Consider the following 15,514-nt stretch of genomic DNA (forward strand, 5'->3'; position numbering starts at 1 on the left):
TCCGATCCTGCGGTCAGGATGCCGCGCCGCCGCCCTCGACCGCGACGATGCGGTGGTCCTCGGCGTGCGTCAGCTCGGTGCGCAGGAACAGCTCGTCGGTCGGCAGGCGCAGGTCGAGGCGGGCGAACGCGGCCACGCGCAGGTCGCCCGCATCGACCGCGAGCTCGAGCACGTGCCCGCCGAGGCTCCGGTCCTCGCTGAGGAAGTGCACGTGCAGCCCTGCGACCGCGATCCCCTGGTAGATCGCGGGCGTCCAGAACCCCACGAGGGTGCCGCGGATGCCGCGCGCCACCGTCTCGACCTGGTGGCTCGTCACCTCCGCGAGCCGCGGGAGGGGATGGTGCTGCCGCGGCGTCACGCGCACGCGCACCTCCGAGAGGACGCCGTCGAACCGCACCGCATGGAAGAGGTTCCGGCTCGCGAGCGTCCCCTCGACGGATGCCGCGAAGCTCGCGACGTCCCGCGCGCCCTCGCCGCCGCCCATGCCGACGCCGACGCGGACCGCCGGCACGTCGGGGAATCGGCACACGATCGCGAACGGGAGGATCTCGTCACCGCCCATCGCCACCGGCGGACCGTCGAGCGTGCACTCGATCGCGGTGCCGTCGAGGATGACGACCTCGCCGCCGAGGTGGTCGACGCAGCCGAGCCCGAAGTCGCCGATCGCGGTCGCCTCGTCGACGCGCATGCCCGACTCGTAGGCGCCGGCGAGCAGCGCATCGAGCACCGCGAACTGCGTCACCGCGGCATCCGTCTCGTGCAGTGGAGTCGTCACGGTTCGGAGCGTACTCTCGCCCTCGGGTGGCGGGATCACTCGATCACGGCGAGGCATCGGCGTAGCGTGGCCGGGGACACGACGCATCCGACGAGGGGGTCGAGCGATGGCCGAGATGACACCGATCCAGCCGTGCCTGTGGTTCGACGACAACGCCCGCGAGGCGATGGAGTACTACGTCAGCGTGTTTCCGAACTCGCGGATCGAGCGGATCGACGAGTATCCCGACGAGTCGCTCGACGAGCACTTCACGGGGATGTCGGGCAAGGTGCTGAACGGCGAGTTCACGCTGAACGGCGTGCGGTTCACGTGCCTCGACGGTGGGCCGCTCTTCCGGTTCAACGAGTCGATCTCGTTCATCGTCTGGTGCGCCGACCAGGACGAGATCGACTTCTACTGGTCGAAGCTCTCGCACGTGCCCGAGTCGGAGCAGTGCGGCTGGTGCAAGGACCGCTTCGGCGTGAGCTGGCAGGTCATCCCCCGCATCATGGGCGACCTCACGAGCACCCCGGCGCAGGTCCAGGCCTTCATGCAGCAGAAGAAGATCGTGATCGCGGAGCTCGAGAACGCCTGACCGCGGTCCCGCGCAGGGGATGCCGCAGGCTCCCGATGCCGCGAGCTCCGGATGCCGCGAGCTCCGGCCTCAGCGCAGCCGGCCGCCGTGCGCGGCGAGGTCGGCCGCGCGCTTGGCGAACTCGCGCGTCACTTCCGTGACCGCGCCGCAGTGCTCGCAGACGACGACGTACTGCCGCGAGAACGTGAAGAGCGGGAGGAAGAACAGCCAGAGCCGGCTGCCGCTCTCGATGACGTGCTGCTCGGCGTCCTCGTGGCAACGGTCGCAGCGGAAGCGCGCCACGGCCAGCTCCCGCTCACGCGGGAACACGCCGATGAACAGGAACATGCCTCAAGGCTACGGACCTCACTGCGCGGACGGCACCGTGCAATTGATGTCGGACGATCCCGCCAGACTGCGGTCATGCCCGCTTCCGACTTCGACTTCCTGCTCGGCACGTGGGAGGTCGAGCACGACCGGCTCGTCGACCCCCTCGGCCCGCCCGACGGTCCCCGCATGAGATTCCGGTCGACCGCCGCCGTGCAGCCGATCCTCGATGGCCTCGGCACGGCCGACGAGACTCGTGGCAGGCTGCCCGATGGAACCGGGTTCGTCGGGTTCTCGCTCCGGCTCTACGACCCGGCCTCCGATGCGTGGGCGATCTGGTGGGCGTCGAAGGCGCGGCCGGGCGTGCTCGACGACCCCGTTCGTGGACGCTTCGTCGACGGTCGCGGCACGTTCGTGGGGCCGGCCGAATCCGACGGACGGAGCTTCCTCGCCCGATTCCACTGGCTCGACACGGCAGGGCCGCACCCGATCTGGGAGCAGGACTTCTCGTTCGACGACGGTGCCACCTGGCAGCCGGTGAACTGGCGCATGGTGCACACGCGCGTCGGCTCGTGACGACGTCGCCGTGACCCGAGCGTGGTCGCGCGCGACAATCGAAGGATGAGCACCACCAGCGACGACCAGAGCAGCTTCGATGCGGAGGTCGCGGTCATCGGACTCGGCGCGGTCGGGTCCAGCGCCGCCTGGCGGCTCGCCGCGCGCGGGGTCGACGTGATCGGGTTCGAGCAGTTCGAGCCCGGGAACGCGTGGGGCGGGTCCACGGGCAGGACGCGCCTCTTCCGGGTAGCGTGCCTGGAGCACCCGGGGCTCACGCCCATCGCGCGGCGCGCCCGCGACCTGTGGCGCGAGCTCGAGGCATCCGCTGGTCAGGCACTGTTCTTCGAGACCGGCGGCCTCATGATCGGACCGTCCGACTCGCACATCATCGAGGGCACGCTCGCGGCCGCCGAGGCGCACGACCTGCCCGTCGAGCGGCTCGACGCCGACGAGATCGCGAGCCGCTTCCCCGCGCACGCCCGCACGAATCCAGGCGACGTCGGCGTCTGGGATCCCGAGGCCGGCATCTTGCGCCCCGAGGCGGCGATCATCGCGGCGGCCGACGCCGCCCGCGCAGCCGGTGCGCGCATCCTCACCGGCACGCGCGTGGTCGCGATCGAGCCCGACGCGAACGGCGTCACGGTGCTGACGGAGGTCGCGAAGTACCGCGTGCGGCGGGTCGCCGTGACCTCGGGCCCCTGGATCACCCGCTTCGTGCCCGAACTGCCGCTCACGCCGCACCGCGTGATCATGACGTGGTTCCGCCCCCGCGAGGGACACGACGCCGACCTCGACGTGCTGCCGGTGTTCATCCGCAGCGTGCCCGGGCACGACACGTGGATCTGGGGCCACGGCGTCGTGCCGGCGTCGGGCCCCGGCTCGAAGGAGGGGTTCGGCGGCTTCGACGCGAAGGTCGGACCCGAGTTCGACGGCCCGTTCGTGGCCGACGACCCCGATGCGATCGACCGCGTCGTGCATCCCGGCGAGACCGACGGCATCCGCGACCTCGTCGCCGCGACGTTCCCCGACCTCGAGCCCGAGCCGTCGGGCGTGACGACCTGCATCATGACGCACACGCCCGACCAGCTGTTCGTCGTCGGGGTCACGGACCATCCGCGGGTCGTCGTCGGCGGCGGCTGCTCGGGTCACTCGTTCAAGCACGCGTCGGCGCTCGGCGAGCTCGTCGCGCAGTCGGTCGTCGGCGAGGAGCACTTCACGGATGCCGCGTTCCTCGACCCGCGGCGGTTCAGCGGCTGACGGGCAGGACGCCCGAGCTCACCGCGCCTGCATCCGTGGGAACACCGCCCCGCCGCACCCGACGCCGCCGCGCCAGTCAACCTCTGGCCCCGCCCCATGCCCGAGCGTAGATTGGCCACGAACGAGGAGGTTCGCGTGACCACCATCCGAGAGTCCACCGTTCCCCCGGGCGAGGGCGTCGACGTGCCGCAGCCGCATGCCAACGGACAGCACGGCGACGCGCAGCCGCCGCACGTCGACGAGCAGCAGTCGCGCGCCGTCGCCGAGGCGGCGCGCGAGCAGGAATGGCGGAAGCCGAGCTTCGCGAAGGGCCTGTACCTCGGCCAGTTCGACCTCGACCTCATCCATCCGCACCCCAGGCCGGCTCCCGATCGCCGCGACCGCGGCGAGCACTTCATGGCGGACCTCGAGGCGTACCTGCGCACGGTCGACGGGGCGCAGATCGAGCGCGATGCGCGCATCCCCGACGAGGTCTACCAGGGGCTGGCCGAGCTCGGATGCTTCGGCATGAAGATCCCCGTCGAGTACGGCGGCCTCGGGCTCGGGCAGTACTACTACAACCACGCCCTGACGATGATCGGCACCGTGAGCCCGGCCGTCGTCGCACTGCTCTCGGCGCACCAGTCGGTCGGACTCCCCGAACCGCTCGTGCTCGCGGGCACCGAGGAGCAGAAGCGGCAGTACCTGCCGCGTTGCGCGACGGGTGCGATCAGCGCGTTCCTGCTCACCGAGCCCGAGGTCGGCTCCGACCCGGCCCGGTTGCGCGCGACCGCGGTGCCGAGCGAGGACGGCTCCGAGTACGTGATCGACGGCACCAAGCTCTGGACCACCAACGGCGTCGTCGCCGAGCTGCTCGTGGTGATGGCCCGCGTCCCGAGGTCCGATGAGCACCGCGGCGGCATCAGCGCCTTCATCGTCGAAGCGGATGCCCCGGGCATCACCGTGCACCGACGGAACTCCTTCATGGGGTTGCGCGGCCTCGAGAACGGGCTGACGTCGCTGCGCGAGGTGCGCGTGCCGAAGGAGAACCTCATCGGCCGCGAGGGCGAGGGACTCAAGATCGCGCTGACCACCCTCAACGCCGGACGGCTCGCGATCCCCGCGATCTGCGCAGGCGCCGGCAAGTGGAGCCTCAAGATCGCGCGCGAGTGGTCGAAGGCACGCGTGCAGTGGGGGAAGCCGATCGGCGAGCACGCCGCCGTGGCGCACAAGATCGCGTTCATCGCCGCGACGACGTTCGCGCTCGAGGCCGTCGTCGACCTGTCGGGCGTACTCGCCGACGAGGGACGCAAGGACATCCGCATCGAGGCGGCGCTCGCCAAGCTCTGGGCGTCGGAGATGGCGTGGAAGATCGCCGACGACCTCGTGCAGATCCGTGGCGGCCGCGGGTTCGAGACGGCCCCGTCGCTCGCCGCGCGCGGCGAGCGCGCGGTGCCCGCCGAGCAGATGCTCCGCGACCTCCGCATCAACCGCATCTTCGAGGGCTCGAGCGAGATCATGCGCCTCCTGATCGCACGCGAGGCCGTCGACGCCCACCTCAAGGCGGCCGGCGACCTGATCGACCCGCACCAGGACCTGGCCGGCAAGCTCAAGGCCGCCGTCTCGGCGAGCGGGTTCTACGCCCGCTGGTTGCCGCAGCTCGTCGCCGGCAAGGGCGACATCCCCACGGCGTTCGACGAGTTCGGCGCGCTCGCGACCCACCTGCGCTACGTCGAGCGAACGAGTCGCAAGCTCGCCCGCGAGACCTTCTACGGCATGGCTCGCTGGCAGGGCGGCCTCGAGCACAAGCAGGGCTTCCTCGCCCGAGTCGTCGACATCGGCGCCGAGCTGTTCGCCGTCTCCGCGTCGTGCGTGCGCGCGATGATGATCGCCGCCGACTCCCCCGAGGACGGCAAGGCGGCGTACCAGCTCGCCGCCACCTTCGCCGAGCAGTCGCGCCACCGCACCGAGCGCCTGCTCGACGAGCTCTGGCACAACACGGATGCCACGGACGAACGCCTCGCCGAGCGCGTGCTCGACGGCCGCTACACCTGGCTCGAGCAGGGCATCGTCGACGTGAGCGAGGGCACCGGACCCTGGATCACCGAGGAGATCCCGGCCGACGCGGCCGAGAACGTGGCGCGGCGGGTCATCCGGCCGACGACGGCGTAGGGCGTTCCTCGAGCTCGACCTGCGGTTCGAGGCCGAGGAAGTCGGCGTACCGGTCGGCCGCGTCGTGGATCGACTCGAGTTCGCGTGGGCGCAGGGGTCGGTGCGGGTACAGCGAGAACGTGACCGCGGTCGGCCCGACGGTTCGTCGCATGCCGGCGACGAGCTGCGCATCGACCAGCGCCATGCCGATCGCGGTCTCGCGCCCGCGCGAGGCGAGGCCCTCGGTGTCGATCAGCCATCGCGAATCCTGGTAGCCCCGGTACATCTCGTCGAGCACCTGGAGCAGGTGGCCGGCCGGCTCGGCGGAGTCGGGGACGTCGCCGGGCGCGTTCCAGTACGTGCGGCCGTCGTGCTCGAACGACTCGAGCCGGTCGCCGACGCCGGCGATGCCGCGGCGCACGTCGGTCAGCGTGAGCGTGGCCCAGTAGGCGAGGTCGCGCTCCGTGGCGGGGCCGTGCGAGGTGAAGTAGCGGAGGGCGAGCTCGGCCAGGGCCGCGTCGCGGTCGAACGGCCGACCGGCGGGCACGCGATCGTCGAACAGCGCGTACGTGTGCTCGCCGTCGTGGGGCGCGCCGCTGCACACCACGACGTGCAGCTCGAGGTGGGCGAGGAGCAGCATCAGCTGCTGGCCCGTGAGCTCGTGGCCGCGGTCGGCCAATTCGCTCGCGAGGTCGCTGCGCGTGCGGCCGGGGGTGCTCGCGAGGATCTGCGTCACGGCATCGGTGAGCTGCGGCATCCGCTCGCCCAGCGGCCGAAGCTGCTGGTCGATGACGGGCAGCACCCGCGGCGCCGTGAGCTCGAGGAGCCACCGCGCGTCGTCCGCGTGGACGTAGTGCCACGTCGGACGCAGCACGTGGGTGCGCAGCACACGCCCGTCGGCGAGCGCCCCGGCCAGGTCGTGCCGGCTGGGCGCGGTGGTGCGCGTCGCGACCGCCCACGCCGACTGCGACGGGTTCTCGGCCTGCACGGCGAGGAGCGAGGACACCGCCTGCTCGGCGGCGGCGACCGGCGCGGCGAGGTGCTGCGAGTGCAGCCGCCAGCGCGCGAGGTCGCGGTCGGTCGTCACGCCCGCGCATCCTCCAGGTGCGGCGCGCCGCGGCCGAGCACCTTCACGACGAGGTCGTGCCGGCGCAGCGTGCGGATCGTGCGCGCGACCTCGTCGGGGGTGCGACCGAGCGCGCGCTCGTTCGAGACGACGAGCACGTCACCGGCCTGGAGCGTCTCGAACAGGCGGCCGAGCCGCTGCTCCCAGGTCTCGGGCATCTCGGGCGCCGGGTGCTTGAAGTCGAGGATCGCGACGCCGAAGCGGGTCAGGTCGTTCCGCTGCTCGACCACCGAGGGCATGTCGGGGCGAGGCACCACGAGGCCGACGAGTCGGGAGCCCTCGGGGCGCGCCTTCCACCAGTCGTGGTTCTGCTGCAGCTCCTCGAAGCACTCGGGGCATCCGATCGCGTAGTGCGCGTGGTCGTGTGCGGCCGCCTCGGTCTCGGTCGGCGCCGGCGCCGCGGCATCCGTCGTCGAATCGGTCACGTGCTCAGCCATGTCCACACCCCTCGTCCTCGGGTTCCATTCTCGCGCAGTCGTCCAGCCTGCAGCCACGTGGCCGACGTCCGCCGCCCCTGTCGCCGGATGCAGGAAGTTCGGGTGCGCCGACGGCGATTCTGATCCCGACACGCCGAGCGGCCGACGATTCTTCCTGCATCCGGCCACGCGGCGGCCTCGCGTCCGTCGGGAGGCCGGATCGACACGAGCGCGGAAGAAGGACCGCCGCCGAGGCGTTGCCACCAGCATGAGAGCGATCGCGTACTCGCACACCGGCCCGTCGTCCGTCCTGCAGCTCGTCGAGCGCGACCTCACCGAGCCGGGACCCGGCGACGTGCGCGTCCGCGTCGTCGTGTCGGGGGTGAACCCGACGGACTGGAAGGCCCGCGCCGGGGCCGGCGCAGGGCGGGCGGCGCCGTTCCCCGAGGTCGTGCCGAACCAGGACGGCGCGGGCGTCGTCGACGCGGTCGGCGAGGGCGTCACGGGGTTCGCGGTCGGCGACCGGGTGTGGGTGTTCCTCGCGGCGCACGAGCGTCCGACCGGCACGGCGCAGGAGTTCGCGGTGCTGCCGGCCGCGCGGGTCGTGCACCTGCCGGATGCCGCGGGCTTCGAGCTCGGGGCATCCCTCGGCGTGCCGGCGATGACCGCGCATCGAGCACTCAGCGTGCACGAGGACGGCCCGACTCGACTCGGACCCGGCGCCCTCGACGGACGCATCGTGCTCGTCGCGGGCGGCGCCGGCGCGGTCGGGCACGCGGCGATCCAGCTCGCGCGCTGGTCGGGCGCGCAGGTCATCACCACGGTGAGCTCGCCCGAGAAGGCCGCGCTCGCCACCGCGGCCGGCGCGCACCACGTCGTGGACTACCGCACGGATGACGCGGCGAAGGCCATCCGCGCGATCGCGCCCCACGGGGTCGACCAGGTCGTCGAGGTCTCCCCCGCGCGCAACGGCGAACTCAACGGCCGGATCCTCGCGAACCACGGATCCGTCTCGGTCTACGCGACCGATGGCGGCACCGAGATGACGCTCGACGTCCGCCGGCACTTCTCCCTCAACGTGCGGTACCAGTTCCTGCTGCTCTACACCGTCGGCGATGCCGCGCTCGCAGCGGCGGCCGAGGACATCACGCGGGCCGTCGCGGACGGCGCGCTGCCCGTCGGCGACGACGCGGGCCTGCCGCTCACGCGCTTCCCGCTCGAGCGCACCGCCGAGGCCCACGACGCGGTCGAGGCGGGCACGGTCGGCAAGGTCCTCATCGACGTCGCAGCGGATGCCGCGAAGGCGGCCTCGTAGGCCGGCCGAAGCTCAACGCGGCGACGCGACGGCGTCGACGACCGCACGCCACGCCCGCGGCGGCAGCTCGTGCCCGACGCCCGGCATCCACGCGAATCGCGCGCCGGGGATCTCGCGAGCGAGCGCCTCGCCGTTCCCGAGCGGGAACAACGGATCCGCGGTGCCGTGCAGCACCGTCGTCGGCACGCGCAGCGAGCCCAGTCGTTCCCGCCAGCGCACCGTCGCGTCGAACACGTCGGCACCGCCCTCGTCGCGGTGCATCCCGGGTGATCGACGCACGGTCGCGGTCCAGATCGCCCGCTCGTGCTCCTCGTCGAACTCGTCGCCCGCGTAGTCGCGATCGACGTCGACGAGGTGGTCGACGACGGCCGCCTCGTCGGTCCAGTCGGGCTCGGGCCGCGGATGCGCCCACGTCGCCGCCAGTCGATCGGCGACCGCGGGCAGGTCGGGGTCGGCCGACCCCGGGCCCGTCGGCCGCGTCGAGATGAGCGTCAGCGACCGGACGCGATCGGGATGGTCGAGCGCCGCGAGCTGCGCGACCCACCCGCCGGCCGAGAACGCGACCCAGTGCGCGTCGGCGCGCGCGTCGGCGGCCGTGCCGGCGGCGGGCCCGGAGCCCGCGGCAGCCGCGTCGATCGCCTGTGCCGCGTCGAGCACGGCGAGCGCGTCGCCGAGCGCCGTCGGCAGCCCCTCGCGCCGCGTGCCGCGAGGGCCGAGCGTCGTCTCCCCCGTGCCGCGCTGGTCGTAGCGGATCACGCGGAGCCCGAGCGCGACGAGCTCGGCGCAGAACTCGGGCCGCCACCAATCCATCGAGCAGTCCGCGCCGGCCACGAGGAGCAGCAGCGGATGGCCAGCCTCGCCGATCACCTCGGCCGCCAGCTCGGCCCCGTCGGACCGCGAGACTCGCATGCGCTGCACGTCGCTCCGCGTCATCCGCTCAGTCTGCCCCGACCCGCCCACACCCGTGCATCGAACGGACCCGGCGAGCCGCTCGCTCACCGACCGCGCATCCCGGGCGTGGCAGGCCGGCGCGCCACCCGCGATCGACGAGACTTGCGACGTGCTTCACGTCCGGCTGATCGTCCCGCCCGAACTCCGCGGCGCGGTCGACGCCGTGATCGCCGACACCGCCCATGAGGTCACGAACCTCGTCGTGCATCCGGGTGCCGGGGTGTCGCCGGCCGGCGACGTGGTGCTGTTCGATGTCGATCGCACCGAGGCGAGCGACCTGCTCGAGCGGCTGGAGGCCGTCGGGCTCGGCGAGTCGGGCTCCATCTCGGCCGAGCACCTCGACCTCAGGATCGATGGCCGCAGCAGCCGGGAGGAGGACTTCGGCGGCGAGGACGACGCCGTCGTCTGGGAGGAGGTCGAGGCCCGCACGAGCGACGAGGTGCGCCTCTCGGCGACGTTCCTCACGTTCATGTCGATCGCGACGATGATCGCCGCGGTGGGCGTCGTGATCGACCAGCCGATCCTCATCGTCGGGGCGATGGTGGTCGGACCCGAGTTCGGACCGCTCGCAGCGATCGCGGTCGGCATCGTGCGGCGTCGGCCGCGCATCGCATGGCGCTCGGTCATGACGCTCCTCACCGGATTCGCGTTCGCCATCGTGGTGACGATCGCCTTCGGGGCGATCCTGCGGTCGGTCGGCGTGTTCCGGGGGAACCCGTTCGTGGAGGCGCATCCGTCGACCGAGTTCATCTGGTCGCCCGACGCGCTCAGCTGGATCGTGGCCTTCCTGGCGGGCATCGCCGGCATCCTCTCGCTCACGTCCGCGAAGTCGGGCGCCCTGATCGGCGTGCTCATCTCGGTGACCACGATCCCCGCGGCCGCGGCGATCGCGGTCGCCGTGTCCGTCGGCGCGTGGGAGGAGGCCGGGCCTGCGACCCTGCAGCTGCTGATCAACCTGACCTCGATCGTCGTCGCCGGCTCGCTCACCCTGACGGTGCAGCTCGCCGCGCAGCGGATGTCGCGGACGCGCCAGCGAACTCGAATGCAGTCCTGACCCGGACAACGATCGGCAAGTCCTCACCGACGCCGCAACGGATGCCGCGGGGCCGCCGCCGGTTCGTACGCCCTGTCTCGTTCCTCACCGCGCCGGGCAGCTGATGCCGACGGCGGCGAGGTCCTGCTTCCAGGTCGTGGCCGCGACCGCCTCGCCGTACTCGTCCACAGCGGCCTCGAACGTCGCCGTATCGCCCGTCTCCGCCGCGGCGGCGATTTTCGCCTCGGCATCATCGGACCACGCGCGGTACGCATCGAAGAGGTCGGCCGCATCCTGCTCGGTTTCGGCGACCGGAATCGACTCGACCGCGTCGTCGAAGGCCGTGCGCAGCCTGACGCGCTCGGACTTCAGGTCGAGATAGCTCTCGAGCGACAGCTCGGCGCCGCCGCGAACGGCGATGGAATCCGCGACGAGCGCACGGCACAGCTCATTCACCCTCAGGACGTAGTCATCGCCGCTCGACGGGTTCGACGCCGCGCTGGTGCTGTCCGAGTCGGACTCGAGAGGCTCGGATGTGCCGGCGCACCCGGTGATGCCGGCGATCGCCGCCGCCGCGGCGATCAGGATCGACCATCGCCGCACGGAACCGATCCTCGTCCGCGACCAGCGGAGCGTCAAGCGACCCGCCATGCGGAACACCGGCCCATCGGCCTGCCCCGACCCGCCCACAGGGAGACCGCCGGAGCGCTCACCCGAACGTGAAGCAGTACGCCTCGACGTCGGCCTCGAGGAAGTCGATCTCGATCACGCGATCGGCGACCCGGCCCGCCTGGCGGACGAGCTGGTACGTGTTCTGCTCGGTGACCACGCCCCGGCCGTCGTCGTCGACGTCGGTCCCACCCGACCGTCCCGCGGCCTGACCGTCGAGCGTGACCCGGAACGGCACGGAGGCTCCGGGATCCACCGGTCCCATGACGAGGTTGACGTCTCGGGCGTGGAAGGCGAACGAGATCCGGCCGCCCGGCTCGTTGAGGACCGCGGCGTGGCTCGCGACCGTCCAGTCGCCCGTGAGGTCCCACGTGTTGGTGAGCAGCCGGCGCCCGCCCGAGTACACGTGCCGGCGGTCGTAGTACTCCCCGTGCTCCGAGAGGAACCCGCTGCTCTGCCGGTAGCCGAGGTAGGTCTCGGGGCTCCGCAGCGAACGCCAGTCGGCCGCCACCTCGAGACCCTGCGGCTCCACCAGGACGAGGTCGGTGTCGAGGTCTCGCGCCCCCGCCTCGACGAGGAGCTGCTGGATCGCCATCTCGGTCATGGCGTACTCGCCCTCGCCGAAGTGGTGGAACCGCAGCCGGCCGCTCGCGTCGGCGAGGTAGATCGCCGGCCAGTAGCGGTTCGCGAACTCGTTCCAGACGCCGTAGTCGCTGTCGACCGCGACCGGGTAGCGGATCCCGAGGTTCCGGGTCTGCGCCATCACGTTCCGCAGGTCGGCCTCGAACCCGAACTCGGGGGTGTGCACGCCGACGATGGTCAACCCGGCGTCCTGGTACTTCTCGGCCCAGGCCCGCAGGTAGGGCAGGGTCCGCAGCCAGTTGACGCAGGTGTAGGTCCAGAAGTCGACGAGCACGACCCGGCCGCGAAGGGCCTCTGGCGTCAGCGGCTCGGAGTTGAGCCAGCTCGTCGCGCGGCCGAACGAGGGCAGGCGCCCCTCGTCGGGCAGCACGTCGTGGTCGCCCGCCAGCCGGTGGGCGAGCGAGCGGAACAGGCCGCCGCGGCCCTCCCGCGCGATCACGGCGTCGGCGGCGGATGCGTCGCCGCGGTCGTCATCGGACATGTGAGCCTCCCGTGCTGATGGTCGGTCGCCCGGGTCATGGTCGATCGTCGTCCCGCCACGCGGCTTCCGCAAGGTGCGCCCGCGCGGCCCGGGGCGGTGGGGATCAGGCGCCGGAGTCCCCCGCGTCCGCCAGGCCCGCGTACTCGGGGTTCCCGGCGATGAACGCGGCCACGACCGGGCAGAGCACGGTGAAGCGCGTGCCCTGCTCGCGGAGGTCGTCGAGCGCGTCGGCGATGAGGTCGGTCGCGATGCCGCGGCCTCGGAACTCGGGTTGGACCGTCGTGGTGATGAGGGTGATCCGGTCGCCGTCGAGGTCGTAGCGGATGGTCGCGATCTCCCTGCCCTCGAGCGTCGCGGCGAAGACGCCCCGTTCGTCGTCGCGGCGCACCTCGATCTCGGCGTCGGCGTCCTCCGACGGCGTGTCGACCGCGCGCAGCGCGTCGGCGGTCACCTCGTCGACGAGTGCCGCGGTGCCCTCGTCGAGGGTGCCGCTCCCGTCGGGATACCCCGCGGCATCCGGATACTCGAACCGCTCGGAATCATCGCCGGTGTTCATCGCGCCCCTCCGCTCCGTTCTCGGCTCGGTCGAGCCGCTCATGAACGAGGACCAGTCAGGTCCCGCCATTGTGACAGCGCCACGCCGGTGCCACCACGGCCTGGTTTCCGAGACTGAGGTTTCCTCATGTCCATTGACGCCCCACCGGCGTGGGCGTAGACCTGAGGTCACTGGGAAGGAGGTGCCGAAATGGCGAAGGATCTCTACCTGACCCTCGAGGACAAGCCCGGTGAAGCGGCACGACTCGGCGAGGCGCTCGGCAACGCGGGCGTCAACATCGAGGGGCTGTGCGCAATGGCCGACGGAGGGCGGAGCACGGTGCACATCCTCGTCGACGACGCCGCACGTGCTCGGACCGCACTCGAGGGAGCGGGCATCACGGTCGATCGCGAGACCGAGGTGCTCATCAGTCCGCCGCTCGGCGAGGAGTGGGTCGCCACGCCAGGTGGATTCGGCAGGATGGCGCGAGCGCTGGCCGAGGCCGACGTGAACATCTCGTTCGTCTATGTGGCCGGCGACAGTCGCCTCGTGCTCTCGACGAGCGACGACGCCAAGACCGCGGAGCTGCTGCAGGCGATGATGTAGGCCGCGGCCCGCACCGAACTCAGAGCCCCTCGGCGAGCTCCTTGATCGCGGCGAGCCGGCGGTCCCACTCGGCGCCGATGGCGTCGAGGCGGCGCGCGGTGTCGCTGAGCTGCGAGCCGATCACGCGGTAGCGCACCTCGCGACCGACCCGCACGGGCTCGACGAGGCCGACCTCCTGCAGCACGGCGAGGTGCTTGGCGATGGCCTGGCGGGTGACGGGCAGGCGCCCGGCGAGGGCGGACGCCGACGCGTCGCCCTCGCCGAGTGCCGCCAGGATGCTCCACCGGGTCTCGTCGCCGAGTGCGGCGAACACGGGGACCAGCGCCTGGGTCATGCGCTGCCCTCGAGCAGGGCGACCAGCTTGTCGAGCTCGCCGTCCCAGCCCGCGCGGTGCGCTTCCATGTTCGCGGCCGGGTCGGACGTCATGTCGAACCCGGTCTCCACGACGGTGAGCTGGGTGCCGTTCGACACGGACTCGAGGGTGAAGGTGAACACGGTCGCATGGTCGTCGAGCTGCTCGGGCACCACGCCGCTCGCGTCGTCGTTGCCCCAGCGGTACGAGACCATGCGCGGCGCGTCGATCGCCTCGATGCGCACCGGCACGGCGCCGTTGCCATCGAAGGTCAGCGTGCCCGTCGCGCCGACGCCGGCGCCGCCGAATTCGGCTCGGCCGAACCACTTCGAGATGTGCTCGGGCTCGGTCACCGCCGACCAGACCTTCTCGACGGGGGCGGAGATGTGGATCGTGCGCCGCACGGTGAACTGGCCCTCGTCGATGACGGATGCCGGGTTGTCGGTCATGTGCTCCATGATGGTTCCTTTCATTGGGATGTGCCGTCACCGGGTCGGAGGTTCGGTGACGGATGCCGCGTGAGCGGGTACGGTGACGGATGCCGCGGCCGTGGGCCTCAGCGCGCTCGTCGCCCACGCGGCGGCGATCGCGACGACGGCGATGGCGATGCCGGCGACGACGGCGAGCCGGACGCCCCCGCCGTCGATCGCCAGGCCGCCCGCGAACGCGCCGAACGCGATGCCGGCGTTCACCGCGGAGGCGGGCAGCGACGACGCGAGCGGCGCGCCGGGTCCGGCGAGGCTCACGACGCGATGCTGGATCGACGGCCCCGTGGCCATGCCGAACAGGCCGATGCCGAGCACGGCGAGCGCCGTGCCGATCGCGTTCGATCCGAAGGCGAGCAGGGCGACGAGCGACGCCGACACGCCGATGGCGCCGACGATGAGCATGCGCGATGCGTTCGCATCCGCGAACCGGCCGCCGCCGAACGAGCCGACGGCCGTCGCGACGCCGTAGACGAGGAGGTAGATCGAGACCGCCGGCCCCGAGACATCCGTGACCTGGTCGAGGAACGGCACGAGGTAGGTGATCGCGGCGAGCATGGCCGCGAACGTCAGGAAGCTCACCGCGAGCACCGCGAGGACGCGCGGCGCGAACGCGTGCCGCGCCTGGCCCATCGCACCGCTGCCGCGGGGCGTGGGCACCGACGGCAGCACGATGACGGCGAGCACGAGCACGACGGCGCCCGCCACGACGACGGCGACGAAGGAGCCGCGCCAGCCGACCGCCTGCCCCAGCAGCGTGCCGATCGGCAGCCCGAGCGCGCTCGACATCGCGAAGCCCGAGATGATGACCGCCATCGCCCGGCCGGTGCGCTCGGGCGGCACGATCGAGGTCGCGGTGACCATCGCCGCGGCGATGAACAGTCCCTGCACGGCGCCGATCACGACGCGGGCGCCGACGAAGACCGGGTAGTCGGCCATGAGCGCGGGCAGCAGGTTCGCCAGCACGAACACGGCGGTCGCTGCGATCAGCACGTGCCGACGGTCGAAGCGCGTCACGAGGAACGTGAGCAGCGGTCCGCCGATCGCGAGCCCCAGTGCGTTCGCCGTGACGAGCACGCCCGCCATGGGCACCGAGACGGCGAGGTCGGCGGCGATCAGGTCGATCATGCCGACGACGAGCATCTCGGCGCAGCCCATGGTGAACGCGCCCGCGAACAGGACGGCGAGCACGGTGGTGGCCCGGGTGGTCGGCTGCGGCGCTGCGGTGATCGTCATGTCGGCTCCTCGTCTGCCTCGAAGTTCTGCAACCCTAGAGTTGCATATCGATCAGACCCATGCAACC

General features: G+C 72.0%; 18 protein-coding genes. 7 read left to right on the forward strand and 11 right to left on the reverse strand.

The window, feature by feature from the left end:
• Window positions 1-13: 13 nt before the first annotated feature.
• A complete protein-coding gene (locus tag FYC51_RS03940; protein WP_148732356.1) occupies window positions 14-775 on the reverse strand; it encodes an acetolactate decarboxylase in 762 nt (253 codons plus the stop codon).
• 106 nt (window positions 776-881) lie between these two features.
• On the opposite strand from FYC51_RS03940, the gene FYC51_RS03945 reads away from it, so the two are divergent.
• Window positions 882-1,349 (forward strand): VOC family protein, encoded by a 468-nt coding sequence (locus FYC51_RS03945; RefSeq protein WP_238476200.1) that lies wholly within the window; start codon window positions 882-884, stop codon window positions 1,347-1,349.
• Between the two features lie 69 nt (window positions 1,350-1,418).
• Here the strand turns inward: FYC51_RS03945 and FYC51_RS03950 are convergent, their stop codons facing one another.
• A complete protein-coding gene (locus FYC51_RS03950; RefSeq protein ID WP_148732357.1) occupies window positions 1,419-1,676 on the reverse strand; it encodes a zinc-ribbon domain-containing protein in 258 nt (85 codons plus the stop codon).
• Between the two features lie 75 nt (window positions 1,677-1,751).
• Here FYC51_RS03950 and FYC51_RS03955 point away from each other — a divergent pair, with 75 nt between their 5' ends.
• The 3 genes from FYC51_RS03955 (at window position 1,752) to FYC51_RS03965 (ending at window position 5,621) form a co-directional block, all read left to right on the forward strand.
• Window positions 1,752-2,231 carry a hypothetical protein gene (locus FYC51_RS03955; RefSeq protein WP_148732358.1) on the forward strand — a complete coding sequence of 160 codons (480 nt, stop codon included), beginning with the start codon at window positions 1,752-1,754 and terminating at the stop codon, window positions 2,229-2,231.
• A 45-nt stretch (window positions 2,232-2,276) separates the two neighbouring features.
• The gene (solA, locus tag FYC51_RS03960; protein WP_148732359.1) at window positions 2,277-3,470 is read left to right on the forward strand and encodes an N-methyl-L-tryptophan oxidase; all 1,194 of its coding nucleotides are present in this window, start codon (window positions 2,277-2,279) and stop codon (window positions 3,468-3,470) included.
• A 96-nt stretch (window positions 3,471-3,566) separates the two neighbouring features.
• On the forward strand, window positions 3,567-5,621 hold the full coding sequence (locus tag FYC51_RS03965) for an acyl-CoA dehydrogenase family protein (RefSeq protein ID WP_148732360.1): 2,055 nt from the start codon (window positions 3,567-3,569) through the stop codon (window positions 5,619-5,621).
• Here the strand turns inward: FYC51_RS03965 and FYC51_RS03970 are convergent.
• Both FYC51_RS03970 and FYC51_RS03975 read right to left on the reverse strand, forming a co-directional pair.
• Window positions 5,599-6,687: a winged helix DNA-binding domain-containing protein gene (locus FYC51_RS03970; protein ID WP_148732361.1), complete on the reverse strand. Its 1,089-nt coding sequence runs from the start codon at window positions 6,685-6,687 to the stop codon at window positions 5,599-5,601. The genes FYC51_RS03965 and FYC51_RS03970 overlap by 23 nt on opposite strands.
• Entirely contained in the window at window positions 6,684-7,163 is a 480-nt protein-coding gene (locus FYC51_RS03975) for a recombinase family protein (RefSeq protein ID WP_148732362.1), read from the reverse strand. The genes FYC51_RS03970 and FYC51_RS03975 overlap by 4 nt, the downstream gene beginning before the upstream one ends.
• Window positions 7,164-7,410: 247 nt before the next feature.
• On the opposite strand from FYC51_RS03975, the gene FYC51_RS03980 reads away from it, so the two are divergent.
• The gene (locus FYC51_RS03980; protein ID WP_148732363.1) at window positions 7,411-8,457 is read left to right on the forward strand and encodes an NADPH:quinone reductase; all 1,047 of its coding nucleotides are present in this window, start codon (window positions 7,411-7,413) and stop codon (window positions 8,455-8,457) included.
• A gap of 12 nt (window positions 8,458-8,469) precedes the next feature.
• On the opposite strand, the gene FYC51_RS03985 is transcribed toward FYC51_RS03980, so the two are convergent.
• Complete coding sequence (locus FYC51_RS03985; protein WP_222863199.1) at window positions 8,470-9,390, reverse strand: alpha/beta fold hydrolase; 921 nt, start codon at window positions 9,388-9,390, stop codon at window positions 8,470-8,472.
• 127 nt (window positions 9,391-9,517) lie between these two features.
• Between FYC51_RS03985 and FYC51_RS03990 the strand changes: the two genes are divergently transcribed.
• Window positions 9,518-10,462: a TIGR00341 family protein gene (locus FYC51_RS03990; protein WP_148732364.1), complete on the forward strand. Its 945-nt coding sequence runs from the start codon at window positions 9,518-9,520 to the stop codon at window positions 10,460-10,462.
• 84 nt (window positions 10,463-10,546) lie between these two features.
• Here the strand turns inward: FYC51_RS03990 and FYC51_RS03995 are convergent, their stop codons facing one another.
• The 3 genes from FYC51_RS03995 to FYC51_RS04005 form a co-directional block, all read right to left on the reverse strand.
• Complete coding sequence (locus FYC51_RS03995; RefSeq protein WP_148732365.1) at window positions 10,547-11,044, reverse strand: hypothetical protein; 498 nt, start codon at window positions 11,042-11,044, stop codon at window positions 10,547-10,549.
• A 106-nt stretch (window positions 11,045-11,150) separates the two neighbouring features.
• Complete coding sequence (locus FYC51_RS04000; RefSeq protein WP_148732366.1) at window positions 11,151-12,233, reverse strand: thioredoxin family protein; 1,083 nt, start codon at window positions 12,231-12,233, stop codon at window positions 11,151-11,153.
• A gap of 103 nt (window positions 12,234-12,336) precedes the next feature.
• The gene (locus FYC51_RS04005; protein WP_187432482.1) at window positions 12,337-12,789 is read right to left on the reverse strand and encodes a GNAT family N-acetyltransferase; all 453 of its coding nucleotides are present in this window, start codon (window positions 12,787-12,789) and stop codon (window positions 12,337-12,339) included.
• 189 nt (window positions 12,790-12,978) lie between these two features.
• Here FYC51_RS04005 and FYC51_RS04010 point away from each other — a divergent pair, with 189 nt between their 5' ends.
• Window positions 12,979-13,374 (forward strand): amino acid-binding protein, encoded by a 396-nt coding sequence (locus FYC51_RS04010; RefSeq protein WP_148732368.1) that lies wholly within the window; start codon window positions 12,979-12,981, stop codon window positions 13,372-13,374.
• A 19-nt stretch (window positions 13,375-13,393) separates the two neighbouring features.
• On the opposite strand, the gene FYC51_RS04015 is transcribed toward FYC51_RS04010, so the two are convergent.
• The 3 genes from FYC51_RS04015 to FYC51_RS04025 are packed head-to-tail and all read right to left on the reverse strand — an operon-like array spanning window position 13,394 to window position 15,447.
• Window positions 13,394-13,708, reverse strand: a complete 315-nt coding sequence (locus FYC51_RS04015; RefSeq protein WP_148732369.1) for an ArsR/SmtB family transcription factor — start codon at window positions 13,706-13,708, stop codon at window positions 13,394-13,396.
• Window positions 13,705-14,184 carry an SRPBCC domain-containing protein gene (locus tag FYC51_RS04020; protein WP_148732370.1) on the reverse strand — a complete coding sequence of 160 codons (480 nt, stop codon included), beginning with the start codon at window positions 14,182-14,184 and terminating at the stop codon, window positions 13,705-13,707. The genes FYC51_RS04015 and FYC51_RS04020 overlap by 4 nt, the downstream gene beginning before the upstream one ends.
• A gap of 27 nt (window positions 14,185-14,211) precedes the next feature.
• On the reverse strand, window positions 14,212-15,447 hold the full coding sequence (locus tag FYC51_RS04025) for an MFS transporter (RefSeq protein ID WP_148732371.1): 1,236 nt from the start codon (window positions 15,445-15,447) through the stop codon (window positions 14,212-14,214).
• Window positions 15,448-15,514: the final 67 nt, after the last annotated feature.

Origin of the sequence: Agromyces mariniharenae (assembly GCF_008122505.1) — a bacterium.
Taxonomy (GTDB): Bacteria; Actinomycetota; Actinomycetes; order Actinomycetales; family Microbacteriaceae; genus Agromyces; species Agromyces mariniharenae.